We start from the raw sequence: 19,007 nt of genomic DNA, 5'->3' as shown, positions 1-19,007 counted from the left end.
AACCGATGGAACGCCGTGTGCGGTGAAAGTCGCATGCACGGTGTGAAGTGGGGGAAAAGCCTGAGATGATATCAGGGGCTTACCTATCACTATAAAACTCGGACTTCCTTGTGCTGCTCTCGCAGGCACAGGGCGACCGGCAGATTTTAGCCAAACAGCTTGGGATCAGCCCCCACCAGCTTTCCTATGTAACCCACTCCGGCGAGGGTGAAGGGCTGCTGTTCTACGGCTCCACCATCCTTCCTTTCGTGGACCACTTCCCGAAAAATACGGAACTCTACGCCATAATGACCACCAAACCGTTGGATTTGCAAAAGGAGGACAAATAAGATGAAAGCGATTTCGTTACCCAATCACCACATGATGTTTTTTGACCGTGCGCTGGATGCCCAGCGCACCCAGCTGCTGACCACAATGGCGGATGTGGTCAGCGAGTGCCGTGCGGCTGCGAACCAGGCGGCGGTTCTGAATCAGGAGGGCGAAGCCGGGCTGATGCGCCTGGTGGAAATCTGGGGCGGTCTCCAGGCCGGATTTACCTATCTGGAGGGTTATCCCGCCCAAATCCTTGCAGATGTGCTGGCACAGATTTATGCCCATCTGACCCGGCGCAATCTCAATGACCCTGTGGGAATGGCTGTTTATGTGGAGCTGAACTACATGATGTCCGCCCTCATGCTGGGAGAATGGTATGAATAAAGAACCGCGCCTGCGCTTTACGGATGAGGAACGCTCTGACCCGGCGCTGGAAAAGCCCATCCGCAAGGCAGACCGGGCCGCCGCCAAAGCAGACAGGGCGCAGGCGAAAATCCCCAAGAAACAGGTGCGGCAAAAAACGGTTGACCCCAAGACTGGCAAAGTGACCACCAAACTGGTGCTGGAGGATAAGAAAAAGCCGCCGTCCAAGCTGTCCCATGCGGTGCGGGATACTCCGGGAGATGCGGCGCTGGGAAAACTCCACAAGGAAATCCGGGAGACTGAACAGGACAATGTGGGCGAGGAAAGCGCCCACAAGTCCGAGGAAGCTGCCGAGACCGGCGCACGGCTGGTCCGGGAGGGCTATCGCAGCCACAAGCTGAAACCCTACCGCAAGGCAGCCCAGGCAGAGCAAAGGCTGGCAAAGGCCAATATAAACGCCCTGTATCAGAAGTCTTTGCGGGACAACCCCCAGCTTTCCAGCAATCCGTTTTCCCGCTGGCAGCAGAAACAGGCCATTAAAAAGGAGTATGCCGCCGCCAAGCACGCCGGTCAGGCTGCTGGAGGTACTGCCAAAACTGCCGGAAAGACCGGCAAGGCCGCGAAAACCGTTAAGGAAAAGGTACAGCAGGCAGGGGCGTTTGTCATGCGCCACAAGAAAGGGTTCGGCATCGTGCTGGCACTCTTTCTGGTGGTCTGTCTGCTGATGAACACCGTTTCCTCCTGTTCCATGCTGGGACAGAGCATCGGTTCTGTGGTGTCCGGCACCACCTATCCGTCGGATGACCCGGAGCTTTTGGCGGTCGAGGCTGATTACGCCGCCAAAGAAGCGGAATTGCAATCCGAGATTGACAATATCGAGAGCAGCCACCCAGGGTATGACGAGTACCGCTATGACCTGGACATGATCGGGCATGACCCCCATGAGTTGGCAGCTTACCTGTCCGCTGTGTTGCAGGGCTATACCCGGCAGAGCGCCCAGACGGAGCTGGAGCGTGTATTTGACGCACAGTACGAACTGACGCTCACCGAGGAAGTGGAAGTGCGTTATCGGACGGAAACCCGAACTGACAGCCAGGGCAATAGCTACACCGTTCAGGTTCCCTACAACTACTACATTCTAAATGTAAAGCTCACCAGTAAATCCATTTCGTCTGTTGCCTCGGAACTTTTGACCCCAGAACAGCTGGAAATGTACCAGGTGTACCGGCAGACGCTGGGCAACAAGCCCCTGATTTTCGGCGGCGGTTCCACAAACACCAGTGATTCCGAGAGCTTGACCGGTGTTCAGTTTGTCAACGGCACTCGCCCCGGCAATCAGGCTGTGGTGGACATTGCCAAAAGTCAGGTGGGTAATGTGGGCGGTCAGCCCTACTGGAGCTGGTACGGCTTTAACAGTCGCGTGGAGTGGTGCGCCTGCTTTGTGTCCTGGTGCTACGGCCAGATGGGACTGTCCGAACCACGCTTTGCAGGCTGTCAGTCCCAAGGAATCCCGTGGTTTCAATCTCATGGGCAGTGGGGAGGTCGCGGTTACGCCAATATTGCCCCCGGCGACGCCATTTTTTTCGATTGGGACCTTGATGGGTCTGCGGATCATGTAGGTCTTGTGGTCGGCACGGACGGTAGTCGAGTCTACACCGTGGAAGGTAACAGCGGCGATGCCTGCAAAATCAGAAGCTATGACCTGAATTACGAGTGTATCAAGGGCTATGGCCTGATGAACTGGTAACAGAAATTTTTCAAGAAGGAGTGATTGATTATGGCTAAGAACAAAATCCAGCGCATTGACCAGGAGATTGCGAAGGTCCGCGAGAAGATCGCGGAGTATCAGGACAAGCTGAAAACCCTGGAAGCGCAGAAAACCGAGGCGGAGAACCTGGAGATCGTCCAGATGGTGCGCGCCCTGCGTATGACCCCGGCTCAGCTGAATGCTATGCTGTCCGGCAGCACGATCCCCGGCATGGCCGCTGCCTCTGCTGACTACACCGAACAGGAGGAGATCGACCATGAAGAATAAAAGAATTTTCAAGACTTTTTCGGCCCTGTGTGCGGCTCTGGTGCTGATGGCCAGCTTCTCCGTTACGGCCTTTGCCCAGGGGACGGAGCAGCCTCCGGCAGAAGATACTACCAAAGACAGTAATGTGGTGGTGGAGGAAACCGAGGACAGTCCGGCCCTGACCCCAGATGGTAACGCTGCCCTGGTAGATGATTTCGGCGGCAACAAGCAGCTCATCACCGTCACCACCAAGGCAGGCAACTACTTCTATATCCTCATTGACCGGGCCAACGAGGACAAGGAAACCGCCGTTCACTTCTTGAACCAGGTGGACGATGCGGATCTTGCCGCTTTGACGGAGGACGGACAGACAAAGGAGGAACCGCCCGCTGTCTGCAACTGCAAGGAAAAATGTGAAGCAGGTGCGGTCAACACAGCCTGTCCGGTGTGCGCAAAAGACATGAGCGGATGCACCGGCAAGGAGCCGGTGCCGGAAACCACGGAACCCCCAGCGCCGGAGGAACCGGAAAAAACACCGGGAATGAACCCTGCGATTCTGCTGGTCGTGCTTTTGGCGATGGGCGGCATCGGCGCGGTGATTTATCTGAAATTCATCAAGAAAAAGCCCCAGGCAGCCACCCATGACCCGGACGATTATGAATACGACGATGGCGAGGAAGTCCCGGACGAGGAAGAAATCGAGCTGGAGGACGAGGTATCTGAGGAACCGGATACCGACGGGGGCGGTACAGAGGAAAGCGAGGACCAAAAGGCATGACCCGCTTTACCGACAGCCCCTATGAACGCATGATGACACGCAGGCCGGAGGGCGGGAAGGACACTTCCCGTCCTCCCTCTTTACCCAAAAGCCACCCCTGTTACGGCTGCGGGAATTATGGTCAGCCCTGCGTGGGATTTTGTCACAGAGAACTGACCGCGTGGTGTCAGGAGAGGAGGAAGAAAAACCATGAAACTCGTAATCGCTGAGAAACCTTCGGTTGCAATGAGCTTGTCCGCCGTGATCGGCGCGACTGACCGCAAGGACGGCTATCTGGAGGGAAACGGCTGGCGGGTCAGCTGGTGCGTGGGACATCTGGCTGGGCTGGCCGATGCCGATGTGTATAACCCGGACTACGCCAAGTGGCGCTATGATGATCTGCCCATCCTGCCGGAACACTGGCAGATGGTAGTGGGCAAAGACAAAAAGAAACAGTTTGATGTGCTGAAACGGCTGATGAACGCCCCGGATGTGACCGAGGTGGTGAACGCCTGCGATGCCGGGCGCGAGGGTGAGCTGATCTTCCGCAGTGTCTATGAGCTGGCGGGCTGTCAAAAGCCCATGCAGCGGCTCTGGATTTCCAGTATGGAGGATTCCGCCATCCGGGAGGGCTTTGCAAACCTGCGCCCCGGTGCGGACTATGACGGCCTGCGGGATGCGGCGCTCTGCCGCGCCAAGGCAGACTGGCTGGTGGGCATCAACGCCACAAGACTGTTTTCGGTGCTGTACCACCGCACCCTCAACATCGGGCGCGTCATGTCCCCAACGCTGGCGCTCATTGTCCAGAGGGAAGCTGAGATCGACACCTTCAAGCCGGTGCCGTTCTACACGGTTTCACTGGAGCTGCCCGGTCTTACCGTATCCGGGGAGCGCATGGCGGACAAGGCTGCCGCCGAGCAGCTGAAAACCGCCTGCCAGGGTGCGGATGTGACGGTCAAAAAGGTGGAGCGCAAGTACAAATCGGAAAAGCCGCCCGCCCTCTATGACCTGACTACCCTCCAGCGGGACGCCAACCGTCTGCTGGGATATACAGCCCAACAGACTTTAGATTATCTTCAGGCATTATACGAAAAGAAGCTCTGCACGTATCCCCGCACGGACAGCCGCTATCTGACTTCGGATATGGCGGATGGATTGCCTGTGCTGGTCAATCTGGTTGCCAACGCCATGCCGTTTCGCAAAGGGATCGCCATTTCCTGCGATGCCGGTGCGGTTATTAACGACAAAAAAGTGACCGACCACCATGCGGTGATCCCTACCCGCAATCTTCAGGACGCCGACCTGTCCGGCCTGCCAGTGGGCGAACGGATGATACTGGAATTGGTGGCACAACGTCTGCTGTGCGCTGTGGCAGAGCCTCATACCTATGCGGAAACCGCCGTTACGGTGGAGTGTGCCGGTACAGAATTTACCGCCAAGGGAAAAACCGTGAAGCGCCCCGGCTGGCGGACGCTGGACGCTGCCTACCGCGCCGTGCTGAAAAACGCGGAGCCGGACAAAGAAGCCGAGGACAAGGCTTTGCCTGAGTTGGCCGAAGGTCAGACGCTGCCCCTTTCCGGCGCTGCCGTTAAGGAGGGCAAAACCACCCCACCCAAACACTTTACTGAGGACACCCTTCTATCGGTCATGGAGAACGCGGGCAAGGAGGATATGCCGGACGAGGCAGAGCGTAAAGGTTTGGGAACCCCGGCCACCCGCGCCGGGATTCTGGAAAAGCTGGTGTCCACCGGCTTCCTGGAACGGAAAAGAAGCAAGAAAACCGTGCAGATCCTGCCCTCCCATGATGCGGTGTCCCTTATCACCGTGCTGCCGGAGCAGCTGCAATCGCCTTTGCTGACTGCTGAATGGGAACACCGTTTAAGCGAGATCGAGTGCGGCGAGCTGTCCCCGGAGGACTTCATGGCCGGGATCAGTGCCATGCTCCGGGAGTTGGTGGGAACCTATCAGGTCATCAAGGGGACCGAGTACCTGTTTACGCCGCCCCGCGAAGTGGTGGGCAAATGCCCCCGCTGCGGCGGTGATGTGGCGGAGCTGCAAAAAGGTTTCTTCTGCCAGAACGAGGGCTGCAAATTCGCCATCTGGAAAAACAACAAGTGGTGGGAACTGAAGCGCAAGCAGCCCACCAAGGCCATCGTGACGGCGCTGCTTAAAGATGGCCGCGCCCATGTGACTGGCCTGTACTCCGAGAAAACCGGCAAGACCTACGACGCCACCGTGGTGCTGGAGGACGATGGAAAGTACGCTAATTTCAAGCTGGAATTTGACCGGCAGAAAGGCGGCAAACGATGAAACTTTCCCTTTATGAACAGGAAACCATTCTCCTCTACAATCAGGCCGAGGACACCGCCGAGGTCTATACCCATGACCGGAAACTGATGGAGAAGCTGACCCGCCTTTCCAAAAAGCACCCGGAACAGGTCTGCAAAAAAGATAAGCACAATTTTACAGTTCCCAAACGCTGTGTGTCGGTCCGGGAGCCGTACAGCGCTGAGCGCCGCAAAGCCGCCAGCGAACGGGCCAAGGCTGCCGGGTACAGGCCGCCCACACCAAAACCAAAGTCTGATGGATGATGGCCGGAAATCTTTTTGAAACCGTCAAGCAATCCATCACTGTCAGAGAAGCCGCCGAAATGTACGGGATTGAGGTCAGACGGAACGGCATGGCCTGCTGTCCCTTTCACGATGACAAAAATCCCAGCATGAAGCTGAACGAGGAATATTTCTACTGTTTCGGCTGCGGGGCCACTGGCGATGTGATCGACTTCACCGCCCGGCTCTACAACCTGTTCCCCAAGGAAGCCGCCGAGAAGCTGGCGCAGGATTTTGGCCTGGCTTATGACAGTCAGGCTCCTCCCCGGCACTATGTCCGGCAAAAAACCGAGGCGCAGAAATTCAAGGAGGACCGGGACCATGCCTTTCGGGTTCTGGCCGACTACTTCCATCTGCTCAGGAAGTGGGAAACGGAATATTCCCCCAAAACACCGGAGGAACATCCACACCCCCGGTTCATGGAAGCAATCCAGAAAAAGGACTATGTGGGCTATCTGCTGGATTTTTTTCTGGAGGACGCCCCCGATGAACAAAGACTGTGGATTGCCGAACATCAATCAGAAATCGCCAATTTGGAAAGGAGAGTGAAAATCATGGCTGATAAGCCCACCAATCGGGAGCGGTTGCAGGAAATCACGGCGGGCATTGAACAGGGTATCAAGGAGCTGTTCGAGAGTGAAAAGTATATGCGCTACCTGTCCGTCATGTCCAAGTTTCACCGCTACTCCGTCAACAACACCATGCTCATCTATATGCAGCGCCCGGACGCCACCCTGGTGGCCGGGTTCAACAAGTGGAAAAACCAGTTTGAGCGCCATGTGAAAAAGGGTGAGCATGGTATCACTATCATCGCCCCCACGCCCTACAAAAAGAAGATCGAGGAAATGAAGCGCGACCCGGACACCCATGCGCCCATCCTGGACGCGGACGGCAAGGCGGTCATGGAGGAAAAGGAAATTGAAATCCCCATGTTCCGTCCGGTCAGGGTGTTTGATGTAAGCCAGACGGACGGCAAGCCCCTGCCGGAGCTGGCCTCCAGCCTGTCCGGGACGGTGCCGCACTATGAGGCGTTCCTGGAGGCGCTGCGCCGCTCCACCCCGGTTCCCATCGAGTTTGAGACGATGGCCGAGAACATGGACGGCTATTTTTCCTCCGAGCAGCAGCGGATCGCCATCCGGGAAGGCATGAGCGAGGTGCAGACCGTTTCCGCTGCCGTCCATGAGACCGCGCACAGCAAGCTCCACGACCCCAAAAAGTATGAAGCGGAGCCGACTTGGAAGATCGTGATGGTGAGCGAGGGCGGCATCAAGCAGGACTTCCGCTTGGACTTTGCCACCGAAGCGGAGGCGGAACAGGTCGCTGCCGAGGAAGACTGGCGCTATGTGGACGAGAATCAGTTTGAGTGGCGTCTGGAAGTGGAGGAAGATCTGACGGCGGTGAAACAGGCCGCCAAGAACCGCAACACTGAGGAAGTGGAGGCGGAAAGCATTTCCTACGCGGTCTGTCAGTATTTCGGTATCCAGACCGGGGAAAACAGCTTCGGCTACATCGCTTCCTGGTCCAAGGGCAAGAAGCTGAAGGAGCTGCGGGCCAGTCTGGAAACCATCAACAAGACCTCCTGTGAGCTGATTAACGACATCGAGCGCCACTACAAGGAAATCTGCAAGGAGCGCGGCATTGACCTGACCGCCAAACAGGAGCCGAAACAGGTGGATATACCGCAGGAAGCCTTATTTCTTCTGGACGATGCGACCTATCTGCATATCCAGCCATGCGATACCGGCTGGGATTACACTCTCTATGACAAGGAAACCATGGAAGAACTGGACGGCGGCCAGCTGGATGCCCCGGAGCTGTCCCGTTCTGCGTCTGTCCAGCAGATTTGTACGGGATTGGATATGGATTCTCCGTCCATCCGGGAAGTTCCGCTGTCCATGGTCGAGACCTTGCAGGATGCCGCCTGTCAGCAGATGCAGGAACAGGTCAGCCAGCAGGCCGAAGATTCTGTAAATACGCCCACCCAGCTGCCGGATGCTCAGAAGCAGTCTTTGGATGAATACCCCATGCCCGACAGTGAGGTATCTGTCTCCGATATGCAGGAATATGGCTATCTCTATGACGGGATGCTGCCTGTCACCAGAGAACGGGCGCTGGAACTGGACGCTGCCGGTCTGACCGTCTATGTTCTCCATGAAGATAACACGGAAAGCATGGTGTTTGACCCGCAGGAGATCATGGATCATGGCGGTCTTTTCGGTGTGGACCGTGAGGAATGGGAGAAAAGCCCTCAGTTCCATGAAAAGGTCATGGAGCGTCAGGAACATCAGCAGGAACGAGAACAGGCATTTCTCTCCCAGAATAGAGACTGCTTTGCCATCTATCAGGTGAGCCGTGACGACCCGCAGAATGTGCGCTTTATGAATCTGGACTGGCTGCAATCCCATAACCTTTCCGTAAATCGGAACAGTTATGACCTAATCTACACAGCCCCGCTGAACAGTTCCGGCAGTACCATGGAGCAGCTGGAAACGCTGTATGAACAGTTCAACCTGCAAAAGCCGGTGGATTTTCACAGCCCGTCCATGAGCGTCAGCGACATCGTTGCCATCAAGCAGGACGGCAAGGTATCCTGTCATTACTGCGACAGCGTTGGCTTTACCCAGATCTCCGGATTCCTGCCGGAAAATCCGCTGAAAAATGCGGAGATGGCCGTGGAGGACGATTACGGCATGATCGACGGTATCATCAACAATGGCGCAAAAGAGCCTACGGTGGCAGAGTTGGAACAGCAGGCCCGAAGCGGTCAGCCCATCTCCCTCATGGATTTGGCAGAAGCCGTTCATCGTGAGGAACGAGACAGGAAAAAGTCCGTTGTGAACCAGCTGAAAAGCCAGCCCAAGGCAGAACACAAAAAGACAGCGCAAAAAAAGAGCGCAGAAAGGGAGATTTGATTATGGGAAACTTCACTTTTGAAGAAATAAACCTGATGTGCATTTACAATACCGGCAGCCGCACCGGGCTGATCGACAGCCTGTGTGAGATGCGCGGCGAGCTTTCGCCGGAGGAAACGGAACTGAGAGAGCTGACCGACAGCACCCTTACGAAGCTCTGTGCGATGACCGATGAGGACTTTGCCGAGCTGGAGCTGTATCCGGATTTTGACCAGTAAATTGATAGGTGATAAAGCCATTTGATGGGAGGCTGAGTCATTTTACAATTGGCTTCAATTCTTGAAACAACAACTATACTTCTTCATCTAAATTAAGTATAATAATGTTAGCGATTAGTGCTATATTTATAAGATGTTCAAGAAGGATGGTATATATTATGAAAACAATACAAGAATTGATTGAAGAAGGTATTGAAATTAAGAAAACTTGTAGTCACACTGAAATCATAACGATTGTGAGTGGAGACAGGTATGCGGAATGGTTAACTTACGGTGAAAGATTGCTGCGTCAGCAATTCCCAGATGACCCGCAGACTCTAGAATTTTCTGATATTGCAAAAAATGCAAATGGAAATGATGTGAAAAAATGTGATCGCTTAATTGGTATTCTAAAAGCATTCGCTGATATACCACCTGTAGTATCTTCTGAAAACATTGATACAACACTCGAAAAAATATGTACAAATTTTCATAGATGTGCGCGTTCTATCTTAAATCGGCATGGAAATCGAAATACGCTAGAAATTAAAGATGAGTATGATGTTCAAGATTTACTTCAAGGTATATTACGCCTCTTTATTGATGATGTCCGTCCAGAGGATTATGTTCCAAGCTATGCAGGAGGAAACTCAAGAACGGATTTTTATTTGCCAAAGTACGAAACATATATCGAAACAAAGATGACTAGAGATGGGCTACGGGACAAGGAGGTTGGTGAGCAACTTGCAATTGACATTGCTCGATATGGAGATAGATGTCGAACCCTAGTGTGTTTTATTTATGACAAAGGAAGTTTACTGAGTAATCCGTATGGGTTAATTTCAGATCTTGAATCGCTTGGAGCTGACAGGGTATGTGTAAAAGTTTACATTGCGCCAATCTAAAAATATTTAATTGTAGTTTTCAATACGGCAAACTAGAACAAGCAGGAAATCATTTTGGTTTCCTGCTTTTCTTTTACCCAAAAACCGAAAGGAGGACAGAACACCATGCCAACCAAAGCTGAACTATATGCACAGATGGCGGACAAGGTGGCAACGCAGCTCACGGGGAGCTGGCAGGAATGGGCAGGGTTTCTCACCACTGCTTCCCGCCTTTACAAGTACCCGTTCCATGAGCAGCTGATGATCTATGCCCAGCGCCCGGACGCTACCGCCTGTGCAGAGTACGACCTGTGGAATGAAAAGATGGGCCGGTATGTGCGGCGCGGCTCCAAGGGTATCGCTCTGGTGGACGATTCCGGGGACCGCACCCGCCTGCGCTATGTGTTCGATATTGCCGACACCGGAACCCGTGAACATTCCCGTACCCCCTGGCTGTGGCAGCTGGAGGAACGGCACATGGATTCCGTAACGGCCATGCTGGAGCGTACCTACGAAGTCAGCGGCGATGACCTCGCCCAACAGCTTGCAGATGTGGCCGCAAAACTGGCGGACGAATACTGGAATGAGCATCAGCAGGACTTCCGCTATATCGTTGACGGTTCGTTTCTTGAGGAATATGATGAATTTAACATCGAAGTACAGTTTAAGGCCGCCGCTGCCGTCAGCATTTCCTACGCCCTCATGTCCCGCTGTGGACTGGAGCCGGAACAGTATTTCAGCCACGAAGATTTTATGGCGATTTTCGACTTCAACACCCCTGCCACTATTGGGGCGCTGGGAACAGCGGTCAGCCAGCTCAATCAGCAGGTGCTGCGGCAGATCGGCGTCACCATCCGAAATTATGAGCGCGAACAACTCGCGGAAAGGAGAACCCAACATGAACAATCCCATGACCTATATCCAGAACGGAGATTACCTGATTCCCGACCTGAAACTGAGCGAACAGCCGACGAAGCCCCTGGGCAAGTACGGCAGGATGCGGAAAGCGTACCTGAAGGAACATCGGCCCCTGATCTACAATCACCTGCTGATGAGCGAGAAGCTGTACCCGCACCTCATCGAGATCGACGAGACGGCGCAGAGCCGTCTGGAGCAGATGATGCCTCAGCTGGCGGCGGCAGCGGGCGCGACGGAGCAGATGAAAGCCAGCGACCCCATGAAGTGGGTGGGCCTGATGAACACCTGCAAAGCCCAGGCAGAGGAAATACTGATGGCGGAGCTTATCAACAGCTGAGTTTCTTCCTCTCTGAAAACGAACAAATCCGAATCATCGACGAAGCAGAGAATGTGAAAACATCCTCTGCTTTTTCTTTTGTCCAAGCTGACATCGACCATGTGCTGCGGCTGGGCGGCAACACGGACCGCCAGCGGGAACGCATTGTGGCGGTCTTTGAGAAGCAGAAGTCCACCGCCGAAATCGCGGATACCCTGAAAAATCTGTACCATGGCGGCAACGGGATCGGCAGCGTCACCGCATGGTATGCCGAGGACGGTATCCGTCTTTCCCATGGGAAGTCTGCCCGTTACGACAAGTCTGCCCAGGTCATATCTTGGGAGAGCGCCGCCGAGCGTATCGGACAGCTTTTGCAGGAAGGTCAGTTTGCCACCAATGTGGAGCTTGCAGAAGCGGCGGGCTATGAACGCTCCCTTCTTGCCACAAAGTTCTGGAACCTGTACCACGATTTCAGCGAGGATGCCAGGGATTCCGGGTATCTTGCCTGCCTGTCGAGCATCCAGGGAAATGGATTCCCGGCAGAAACCGCATGGCTTGCTGAACAGCTGAATAGCCCGGAGTTCCGCCAGACCCTTGCGGAAGAATACGCCGCTTTCTGGACGGCCTACCAGCAGGATCGGGATTTGCTGCGATTCCACTACCACAAGCCCAGAGAGATTTGGGAAAGCCTGCAAGACCTGTCCCTGCCCCGCAAGAGTTTTTCTTCTGAAATGCAGGATGTTCCTGCGGTCAAGCAGTTCATCACAGAGGACGAGATCGACGCAGCCACGACCGGCGGCAGCGGTATTGAGGGCGGCAAGGGCCGCATTTTCACCTTTTTCAAAAATCCCCATACGGATAAGGAAAAGGTGGATTTCCTGAAATCTGAGTACGGCATCGGCGGTCACTCTCACGCCCTGTCCGGCGCTATGGGCAGTAATGAAGATCACGACGGAAAGGGTCTGCACTATAAAAAAGACGGCTGCCCGGATGTGCATTTCACATGGGAGAAAGTTGCCAAACGGATTACCGGCCTGATTCAAAAGGGACGCTATCTCACCGAACAGGAACAGGCGGAGTATGACAAAATCCAGACAGAAAAAGCGCTGGCCGAAGAAGATGCCATACAAGCCCGGCAGCCAGACACAGAGCCTGCCGATGTTCTGCGGGAGGATGTGCCGGAACAGCCCATTCCTACGATTCGGGAACTGCATGAGCAATACAAGCCCATGGTGCTTGCCGCTGTTATGGAGGATGTGCCATACCGCAACGCCTGCGGTCACAGTGACCATGAAAACGCCGTGATCGAGGGCAACGCCGCTATTCGCCGTGCTGTCCTGGGGTCCGGTAATATGGGGTTGCTTCGCCTCTATTCTGACACCCCGGAGTTCCGGCAGCGCCTTCATCGGGAAGTCATAGACGAGACCTATCCCAAGCTCCATGAGCTGCTGCGCCCACTTTCGGACAATGACATTGACCGAGCTATCCAGGACTGGAATGGCAAAATCGAGAGCAAACACGCTGTTGTCCGCTACATGAAAGACCATGCGCGGGAAAAAGACACCGCCGCATGGCTGGCTCGTGAATTTGACGGCGGCGACGATAAAACCCCATTTGCAGTCCGCCCGGAAAGCCCCGAAGGAACGGCGCTGCCCTGGCCCAAGGTGCAGCGCCGGATTGCTCAGCTCATCAAGGAGGACCGCTTCTACACCCAGGTCGAACAGGACAATCTGGACGATGTAGACCCCATCGCCATCCGGGAGGCCCTGGCCCAGCGCGGCATTGTGGACGGCCATGTGGTGGACCCGGAAAAGCTGGACAACGACCCCTTTATTCAGCAGGTCATGCGAGATGTGGATGCCATATCCAGAGAAACCGCCCAAGCAGACCAGCAGGAACAGCCTTCCCCCGGCAATTCGCGTGTTCCTGTATCAGACAAGGAATATGCTACGGCCCGTGGCACGGTCCGGGAACGGACTTCTTATGATCCAACAGTCCCTCCCTATCATGTGGGGGATATTGTCTATCTGGATGACCTCGCCCACCGAATCACGGAGCTGCGGGATGACACGGTGCAGCTGCTGCCCACCGGCATGAGCTACCCCATCTACCGGGCCGAGAGCCGGGAACAGTTTGAGCAGCTTTTGCGGGAGGATAACCGCAACGACTTCTATACCGAGTTCCTGCCTGCAAATCTGGATACGGTAGATCAGGACCTGCGGGATGTGCTGGCCCATGGCCTGATTGGTGAGGCGGACAAGGCGGAGCTTTCCGAGCTTCTTCGCAACGGCAAGAGCAATCGAGAGATCGCCCTGTGGCTGAGTCGGACCTATCTCAACATCGTGGAAACGATGGAGCTGGAGACCGGCGAGACCGCCGATTACCGCACGATGCCTGAAGGTATTGAGCTGGAAGTGTTGGATGCAGATGAAAAGCGTCTGGCCATGCTGTTCTTCCACTGGGACGAGGTTGCGCCTTTGCTGCGCGGGCTGTACGCCCGTCAGCTGGACGGTTTTGGACGGGAACGCCCGGAACCGGCTGCTGAAACCCCGGCTTACCACGCCGAGACTGTGGCCGTCTATCCGGGCGACAAGAACCATCTGCCCTATGATGTGGTCGTTCAGACCCTGCGAACCAACGAGCCGGAGCCACCCGCACCTGCCGCGGAGCCGGAAAAGACTTTGGATGAAGTGCTGGACGAACATCCCATTTCTATCCAAGTCAACGGCGAGTGGCAGACCTTCCCCAATGCCAGAGCCGCCGAGGAAGCCTCCTATGAGGAATACAAAGCCAACCTGCGCCGTAACGCACAAAACTTCCGTATCACCGACGATCATTTGGGTGAAGGCGGCCCGAAAGCCAAGTTTCAGGCCAATGTCGAGGCAATCAAGCTGCTGAAATATCTGGAGGAAACCACCGGACAGGCAACGCCGGAACAGCAGGAAATCCTCTCCCGGTATGTGGGCTGGGGCGGTCTTGCCGATGCCTTTGACCCGGAGAAGCCCGCATGGGCTGCGGAATATACACAGCTGAAAGAGCTGCTGACCCCGGAAGAATATGCTGCCGCCAGAGGTTCCACCCTGAACGCCCACTACACCAGCCCTACGGTGATTCGGGCAATTTATGAAGCCGTAGGCCGCATGGGATTTGAGACCGGCAACATTCTGGAACCGTCCTGCGGTGTGGGCAATTTCTTCGGTATGCTGCCGGAGGAAATGCAAAACAGCCGCCTGTACGGTGTGGAGCTGGACCCGATTTCCGGGCGGATTGCAAAACAGCTCTATCCCAAGACCGACATCACCGTGGCTGGGTTTGAAACTACCGACAGACGGGATTTTTATGACCTCGCCATCGGTAATGTGCCGTTCGGCCAGTATCAGGTCCGGGATAAAGCCTATGACAAGCTGAATTTCAGCATCCACAACTACTTTTTCGCCAAGGCGTTAGACCAGGTGCGTCCCGGCGGCGTGGTGGCCTTTGTGACCTCCCGCTATACCATGGACGCCAAGGATTCCACCGTGCGCCGGTATCTTGCCCAGCGCGCCGAGCTGCTGGGAGCCATCCGTCTGCCCAATGACGCGTTCAAAAAGAACGCCGGTGCCGAGGTCGTTTCGGACATCATCTTCCTGCAAAAGCGTGACCGCCCACTGGACATCGTACCGGAGTGGACACAGACCGGACAGACCGAAGATGGATTCGCCATCAACCGTTATTTTATCGACCACCCGGAAATGGTACTGGGCCGACAGGAGCCGGAAAGCACAGCCCATGGTATGGACTACACCGTGAACCCTATCGAGGGGCTGGAGCTTTCCGATCAGCTACATGATGCCGTGAAGTACATTCGCGGCACTTATCAGGAAGCCGAGCTGCCGGAGCTGGGCGAAGGTGAAGCCATCGACACCTCCATCCCCGCCGATCCCAATGTAAAAAACTACTCCTATACCGTGGTGGACGGCGCTGTATATTTCCGTGAAAACAGCCGCATGGTGCGCCCTGACCTGAACGCCACCGCCGAAGCCCGTGTAAAGGGGCTGGTGGGGCTGCGGGATTGTGTGCAGGAGCTGATCGACCTTCAGATGGATGCAGCGGTCCCGGACCGCGCCATCAGGGACAAACAAGCTGAACTGAACCGGCTCTATGATGATTTCTCCGCCAAGTATGGACTTATCAATGACCGGGCAAACCGGCTGGCCTTTGCCGACGATTCCAGCTATTATCTGCTCTGTGCGCTGGAAGTCATTGACGAGGACGGCAAGCTGGAGCGCAAGGCGGATATGTTCACCAAGCGCACCATCAAGCCCCATGAGGCGGTGGCTTCCGTGGACACCGCCAGCGAAGCTCTCGCTGTGTCCATCGCGGAGAGGGCCTGTGTGGATATGGCGTATATGTCGGAGCTGACCGGAAAAACCGGGGACGAGCTGGCTGCCGAACTGCAAGGCGTGATCTTCCGTGTACCGGGGCAGGTGGAGAAAGACGGCACTCCCCATTATGTGACCGCAGATGAATACCTGTCCGGCAATGTGCGCCGCAAGCTGCGTCAGGCACAGCGGGCAGCACAGCAGGACCCTTCCTTTGCTGCCAACGTGGAAGCCCTTACCGCCGCACAGCCCAAAGACCTGGATGCGTCGGAAATCGAGGTGCGTTTGGGCGCGACCTGGATCGACAAAGAGTACATCCAGCAGTTTATGTACGAGACCTTCGACACGCCGTTTTATATGCAGCGGAATATCGAGGTCAACTACACCCCGTTTACAGCGGAGTGGCAGATCACCGGCAAAAGCTCCATAAGCCAGAACAATGTGGCAGCTTACACCACCTACGGAACCAGCCGTGCCAATGCCTACAAGATTTTAGAGGATTCCTTAAACCTGCGGGATGTCCGTATCTATGACACCATAGAGGACGCAGACGGGAAAGAGCGCCGTGTGCTGAATGCCAAAGAAACCACCCTGGCTGCACAAAAGCAGCAAGCTATCAGGGATGCTTTCCGCGATTGGGTTTGGAAAGATCCAGAGCGCCGTCAGACGCTGGTGCGCCAGTACAATGAGGAAATGAACTCCACCCGCCCCCGTGAGTATGACGGCAGCCATATTGTTTTTGGCGGCATGAACCCGTCCATTACCCTGCGGGAGCATCAGCTGAACGCCATCGCCCATGTAATGTACGGCGGCAATACGCTGCTGGCACATGAGGTAGGCGCGGGCAAAACCTTTGAAATGGTGGCTGCCGCCATGGAGAGTAAGCGCCTGGGGTTGTGTCAGAAATCCCTCTTTGTGGTTCCAAACCACCTGACCGAGCAGTGGGCGTCGGAGTTCCTGCGGCTCTACCCTTCCGCCAATATCTTAGTCACCACCAAAAAGGACTTTGAGACCCATAACCGCAAGAAGTTCTGCGCCCGTATTGCCACCGGGGACTATGACGCCATCATCATGGGACACAGCCAGTTTGAGCGTATCCCCATCAGCCGGGAGCGTCAGGAACGGCTTCTCTATGACCAGATCAACGAGATCACTGAGGGCATCGCAGAGGTGCAGGCCAGCGGCGGCGAGCGTTTCACGGTCAAGCAGCTGGAGCGTACCCGTAAGTCTCTGGAAGCGAGACTGGAAAAGCTGCAAGCCGAGGGGCGAAAAGACGATGTGGTAACTTTTGAGCAGCTGGGTGTGGACCGATTGTTCGTAGACGAGGCCCACAACTACAAGAACCTGTTTTTATACACCAAAATGCGGAATGTGGCAGGGTTATCCACATCGGACGCGCAGAAATCCTCCGATATGTTTGCCAAGTGCCGCTATATGGATGAGATCACCGGAAACCGTGGCGTGATCTTTGCCACCGGCACACCGGTGAGCAACTCCATGACCGAGCTTTACACCATGCAGCGGTATCTCCAGTATGACCGCCTGCAAGAACTGAACATGACCCACTTTGACTGCTGGGCTTCCCGATTTGGGGAGACCGTCACAGCATTGGAGCTTGCACCGGAAGGCACCGGCTACCGGGCAAGAACGAGATTCAGCAAGTTCTTTAACCTGCCGGAGCTGATGAACCTGTTCAAAGAAGTGGCGGACATCAAGACCGCCGACCAGTTGAATCTTCCTACCCCGGAAGTGGAATACCACAATATCGTGGCGCAGCTTACCGAACATCAACAGGAAATGGTCAAGGCTCTTTCCGAGCGCGCCTCCAAGGTCCACAGCGGCAGCGTTGATCCGTCCCAGGATAATATGCTCAAAATTACCTCGGATGGCCGCAAGCTGGGACTGGACCAAAGGATCATCAACCAGCTGCTGCCGGACGAATCCGGCACAAAGGTCAATCAGTGTGTGGACAATATCATGCAGATTTGGCGGGATGGGGACGCAGATAAGTTGACCCAGCTGGTGTTCTGCGATATTTCTACGCCCCAGGCAGCGCCCTCCAAAAAGGCGGCCAAGCAGTTGGACAATCCGCTGCTTCACGCGCTGGAAGAAGCGGTCCCGCTGGAGGAACCGGAACCGGTCTTTACGGTATATGACGATATTCGTCATAAACTCATTGCCCAGGGGATGCCCGCCGACCAGATCGCCTTTATCCATGAAGCCAACACAGAGGTTCGGAAAAAGGAACTGTTCTCCAAGGTCCGTACCGGGCAGGTGCGCGTCCTATTAGGCAGCACCGCTAAGATGGGTGCAGGTACCAACGTCCAGGACCGCCTGGTGGCGCTGCATGATTTGGATTGCCCTTGGCGGCCGGGAGACCTTGCCCAGCGTAAGGGCCGTATTGAGCGTCAGGGCAACCAAAACCCTCTTGTCCATGTGTACCGCTATGTTACTGAGGGGACTTTTGACACTTATTTGTGGCAGACGGTGGAAAACAAGCAGAAATTCATCAGCCAGATTATGACCTCTAAATCGCCGGTAAGAAGCTGCGACGATGTGGACGAAACGGCACTTTCCTTTGCTGAGATCAAGGCCCTGTGCGCCGGAGACCCCCGTATCAAGGAGCGCATGGACCTGGATGTGGAGGTTGCCAAGCTAAAGCTGATGAAAGCCGACCATCAGAGCAAGCAGTACCGCCTGGAGGACCAGCTGCTCAAATACTTCCCGCAGGAAATCGAAACCAACAAGGGGTATATCCAGGGTTTTGAAGCCGATTTGGAGACGCTGGCTGCCCACCCCCACCCGGAGGACAGCTTTGCCGGTATGGAAATCCGGGGCGATGTACTGACCGACAAAGAAAATGCCGGTGCAGCCCTGCTGGATGCCTGCAAGGAGGTCAAAACATCCGATCCGGTGCAGATTGGCAGCTACCGGGGCTTTGCCATGTCGGTGGAATTTGAAGCGTGGAAACAGGAATATACGCTCCTGTTGAAAGGACAAATGACCCATCGGGCGGCCCTTGGCACAGACCCGCGCGGAAACCTCACCCGTATCGACAACGCGCTGGCGCAGATGCCCCAGCGTTTGGAAGCGGTCAAAAACCAGCTGGACAACCTTTACCAGCAGCAGGCCGCTGCCAAGGAGGAAGTGGGCAAGCCGTTCCCCTTTGAGGACGATCTGCGGGTCAAGTCCGCCCGTCTGGTGGAACTGGACACGCTGCTGAACATCGACAGCAAAGGATGTTCTACCCCGGAAACCGTGGTTGCCAAGAGCGCGCGGCCCTCGGTGCTGGACAGCTTGAAGCGCCCGGTGCCGCCCCGCAGCCCTGAAAAGAAACCGAAACAACATGAGGAGGTGCGATAAT

At 55.5% G+C, this 19,007-nt stretch carries 13 protein-coding genes and 1 pseudogene; 13 read left to right on the top strand and 1 reads right to left on the bottom strand.

The genetic code is table 11. The features are described 5' to 3' along the window. Positions 1–95: 95 nt before the first annotated feature. From FYJ45_RS21590 to FYJ45_RS21540, 11 genes and pseudogenes are all read left to right on the top strand, one after another. A pseudogene (locus FYJ45_RS21590) lies at positions 96–329 on the top strand (conjugal transfer protein TraE); the annotation flags it as partial. 1 nt (position 330) lies between these two features. Beyond that, the gene (locus tag FYJ45_RS21585) at positions 331–696 is read left to right on the top strand and encodes a DUF3851 family protein (protein ID WP_154467181.1); all 366 of its coding nucleotides are present in this window, start codon (positions 331–333) and stop codon (positions 694–696) included. Then, entirely contained in the window at positions 689–2,422 is a 1,734-nt protein-coding gene (locus FYJ45_RS21580) for a C40 family peptidase (RefSeq protein WP_154467180.1), read from the top strand. Before FYJ45_RS21585 ends, FYJ45_RS21580 begins: the two co-directional genes overlap by 8 nt. 30 nt (positions 2,423–2,452) lie before the next feature. Next, the gene (locus FYJ45_RS21575; protein ID WP_154467179.1) at positions 2,453–2,710 is read left to right on the top strand and encodes a DUF4315 family protein; all 258 of its coding nucleotides are present in this window, start codon (positions 2,453–2,455) and stop codon (positions 2,708–2,710) included. Continuing rightward, a complete protein-coding gene (locus FYJ45_RS21570) occupies positions 2,700–3,467 on the top strand; it encodes a DUF4366 domain-containing protein (RefSeq protein ID WP_154467178.1) in 768 nt (255 codons plus the stop codon). Before FYJ45_RS21575 ends, FYJ45_RS21570 begins: the two co-directional genes overlap by 11 nt. Beyond that, the gene (locus FYJ45_RS31000; RefSeq protein ID WP_154467177.1) at positions 3,464–3,676 is read left to right on the top strand and encodes a hypothetical protein; all 213 of its coding nucleotides are present in this window, start codon (positions 3,464–3,466) and stop codon (positions 3,674–3,676) included. Before FYJ45_RS21570 ends, FYJ45_RS31000 begins: the two co-directional genes overlap by 4 nt. Further along, entirely contained in the window at positions 3,657–5,756 is a 2,100-nt protein-coding gene (locus FYJ45_RS21560) for a type IA DNA topoisomerase (RefSeq protein WP_154467176.1), read from the top strand. The genes FYJ45_RS31000 and FYJ45_RS21560 overlap by 20 nt, the downstream gene beginning before the upstream one ends. Continuing rightward, positions 5,753–6,037, top strand: a complete 285-nt coding sequence (locus tag FYJ45_RS21555) for an immunoglobulin (protein WP_154467175.1) — start codon at positions 5,753–5,755, stop codon at positions 6,035–6,037. The genes FYJ45_RS21560 and FYJ45_RS21555 overlap by 4 nt, the downstream gene beginning before the upstream one ends. Continuing rightward, on the top strand, positions 6,037–8,967 hold the full coding sequence (locus FYJ45_RS21550) for a YodL domain-containing protein (RefSeq protein WP_154467183.1): 2,931 nt from the start codon (positions 6,037–6,039) through the stop codon (positions 8,965–8,967). Before FYJ45_RS21555 ends, FYJ45_RS21550 begins: the two co-directional genes overlap by 1 nt. A 2-nt stretch (positions 8,968–8,969) precedes the next feature. Then, positions 8,970–9,185, top strand: coding sequence for a transposon-transfer assisting family protein (locus FYJ45_RS21545; RefSeq protein ID WP_154467174.1), 216 nt, complete (start codon positions 8,970–8,972; stop codon positions 9,183–9,185). Between the two features lie 158 nt (positions 9,186–9,343). After that, positions 9,344–10,069, top strand: coding sequence for a PD-(D/E)XK nuclease domain-containing protein (locus tag FYJ45_RS21540; RefSeq protein ID WP_195841928.1), 726 nt, complete (start codon positions 9,344–9,346; stop codon positions 10,067–10,069). Positions 10,070–10,192: 123 nt separating this feature from the next. On the opposite strand, the gene FYJ45_RS30995 is transcribed toward FYJ45_RS21540, so the two are convergent. Beyond that, on the bottom strand, positions 10,193–10,960 hold the full coding sequence (locus FYJ45_RS30995) for a hypothetical protein (protein ID WP_235930940.1): 768 nt from the start codon (positions 10,958–10,960) through the stop codon (positions 10,193–10,195). Here FYJ45_RS30995 and FYJ45_RS30990 point away from each other — a divergent pair. Both FYJ45_RS30990 and FYJ45_RS21535 read left to right on the top strand, forming a co-directional pair. Further along, a complete protein-coding gene (locus FYJ45_RS30990) occupies positions 10,959–11,303 on the top strand; it encodes a TnpV protein (protein WP_442873441.1) in 345 nt (114 codons plus the stop codon). The two genes, FYJ45_RS30995 and FYJ45_RS30990, sit on opposite strands and share 2 nt — an antisense overlap. A gap of 710 nt (positions 11,304–12,013) precedes the next feature. Beyond that, positions 12,014–19,006: an SNF2-related protein gene (locus tag FYJ45_RS21535; RefSeq protein WP_321170284.1), complete on the top strand. Its 6,993-nt coding sequence runs from the start codon at positions 12,014–12,016 to the stop codon at positions 19,004–19,006. Position 19,007 lies beyond the last annotated feature (1 nt).

The organism is Eisenbergiella porci, from assembly GCF_009696275.1.
Lineage (GTDB): Bacteria > Bacillota > Clostridia > Lachnospirales > Lachnospiraceae > Eisenbergiella > Eisenbergiella porci.
This window is presented reverse-complemented; position numbering and strand designations above follow the sequence as displayed.

Bases quoted from the DNA above. Each gene is read 5' to 3' on its own strand.
- FYJ45_RS21560 (WP_154467176.1), top strand. From the start codon at position 3,657: ATGAAACTCGTAATCGCTGAGAAACCTTCGGTTGCAATGAGCTTGTCC.
- FYJ45_RS30990 (WP_442873441.1), top strand. From the start codon at position 10,959: ATGACCTATATCCAGAACGGAGATTACCTGATTCCCGACCTGAAACTG.
- FYJ45_RS21575 (WP_154467179.1), top strand. From the start codon at position 2,453: ATGGCTAAGAACAAAATCCAGCGCATTGACCAGGAGATTGCGAAGGTC.
- FYJ45_RS21580 (WP_154467180.1), top strand. From the start codon at position 689: ATGAATAAAGAACCGCGCCTGCGCTTTACGGATGAGGAACGCTCTGAC.
- FYJ45_RS21550 (WP_154467183.1), top strand. From the start codon at position 6,037: ATGGCCGGAAATCTTTTTGAAACCGTCAAGCAATCCATCACTGTCAGA.
- FYJ45_RS30995 (WP_235930940.1), bottom strand. From the start codon at position 10,960: ATGGGATTGTTCATGTTGGGTTCTCCTTTCCGCGAGTTGTTCGCGCTC.
- FYJ45_RS21535 (WP_321170284.1), top strand. From the start codon at position 12,014: ATGCAGGATGTTCCTGCGGTCAAGCAGTTCATCACAGAGGACGAGATC.
- FYJ45_RS21570 (WP_154467178.1), top strand. From the start codon at position 2,700: ATGAAGAATAAAAGAATTTTCAAGACTTTTTCGGCCCTGTGTGCGGCT.
- FYJ45_RS21555 (WP_154467175.1), top strand. From the start codon at position 5,753: ATGAAACTTTCCCTTTATGAACAGGAAACCATTCTCCTCTACAATCAG.
- FYJ45_RS21545 (WP_154467174.1), top strand. From the start codon at position 8,970: ATGGGAAACTTCACTTTTGAAGAAATAAACCTGATGTGCATTTACAAT.
- FYJ45_RS21585 (WP_154467181.1), top strand. From the start codon at position 331: ATGAAAGCGATTTCGTTACCCAATCACCACATGATGTTTTTTGACCGT.
- FYJ45_RS21540 (WP_195841928.1), top strand. From the start codon at position 9,344: ATGAAAACAATACAAGAATTGATTGAAGAAGGTATTGAAATTAAGAAA.
- FYJ45_RS31000 (WP_154467177.1), top strand. From the start codon at position 3,464: ATGACCCGCTTTACCGACAGCCCCTATGAACGCATGATGACACGCAGG.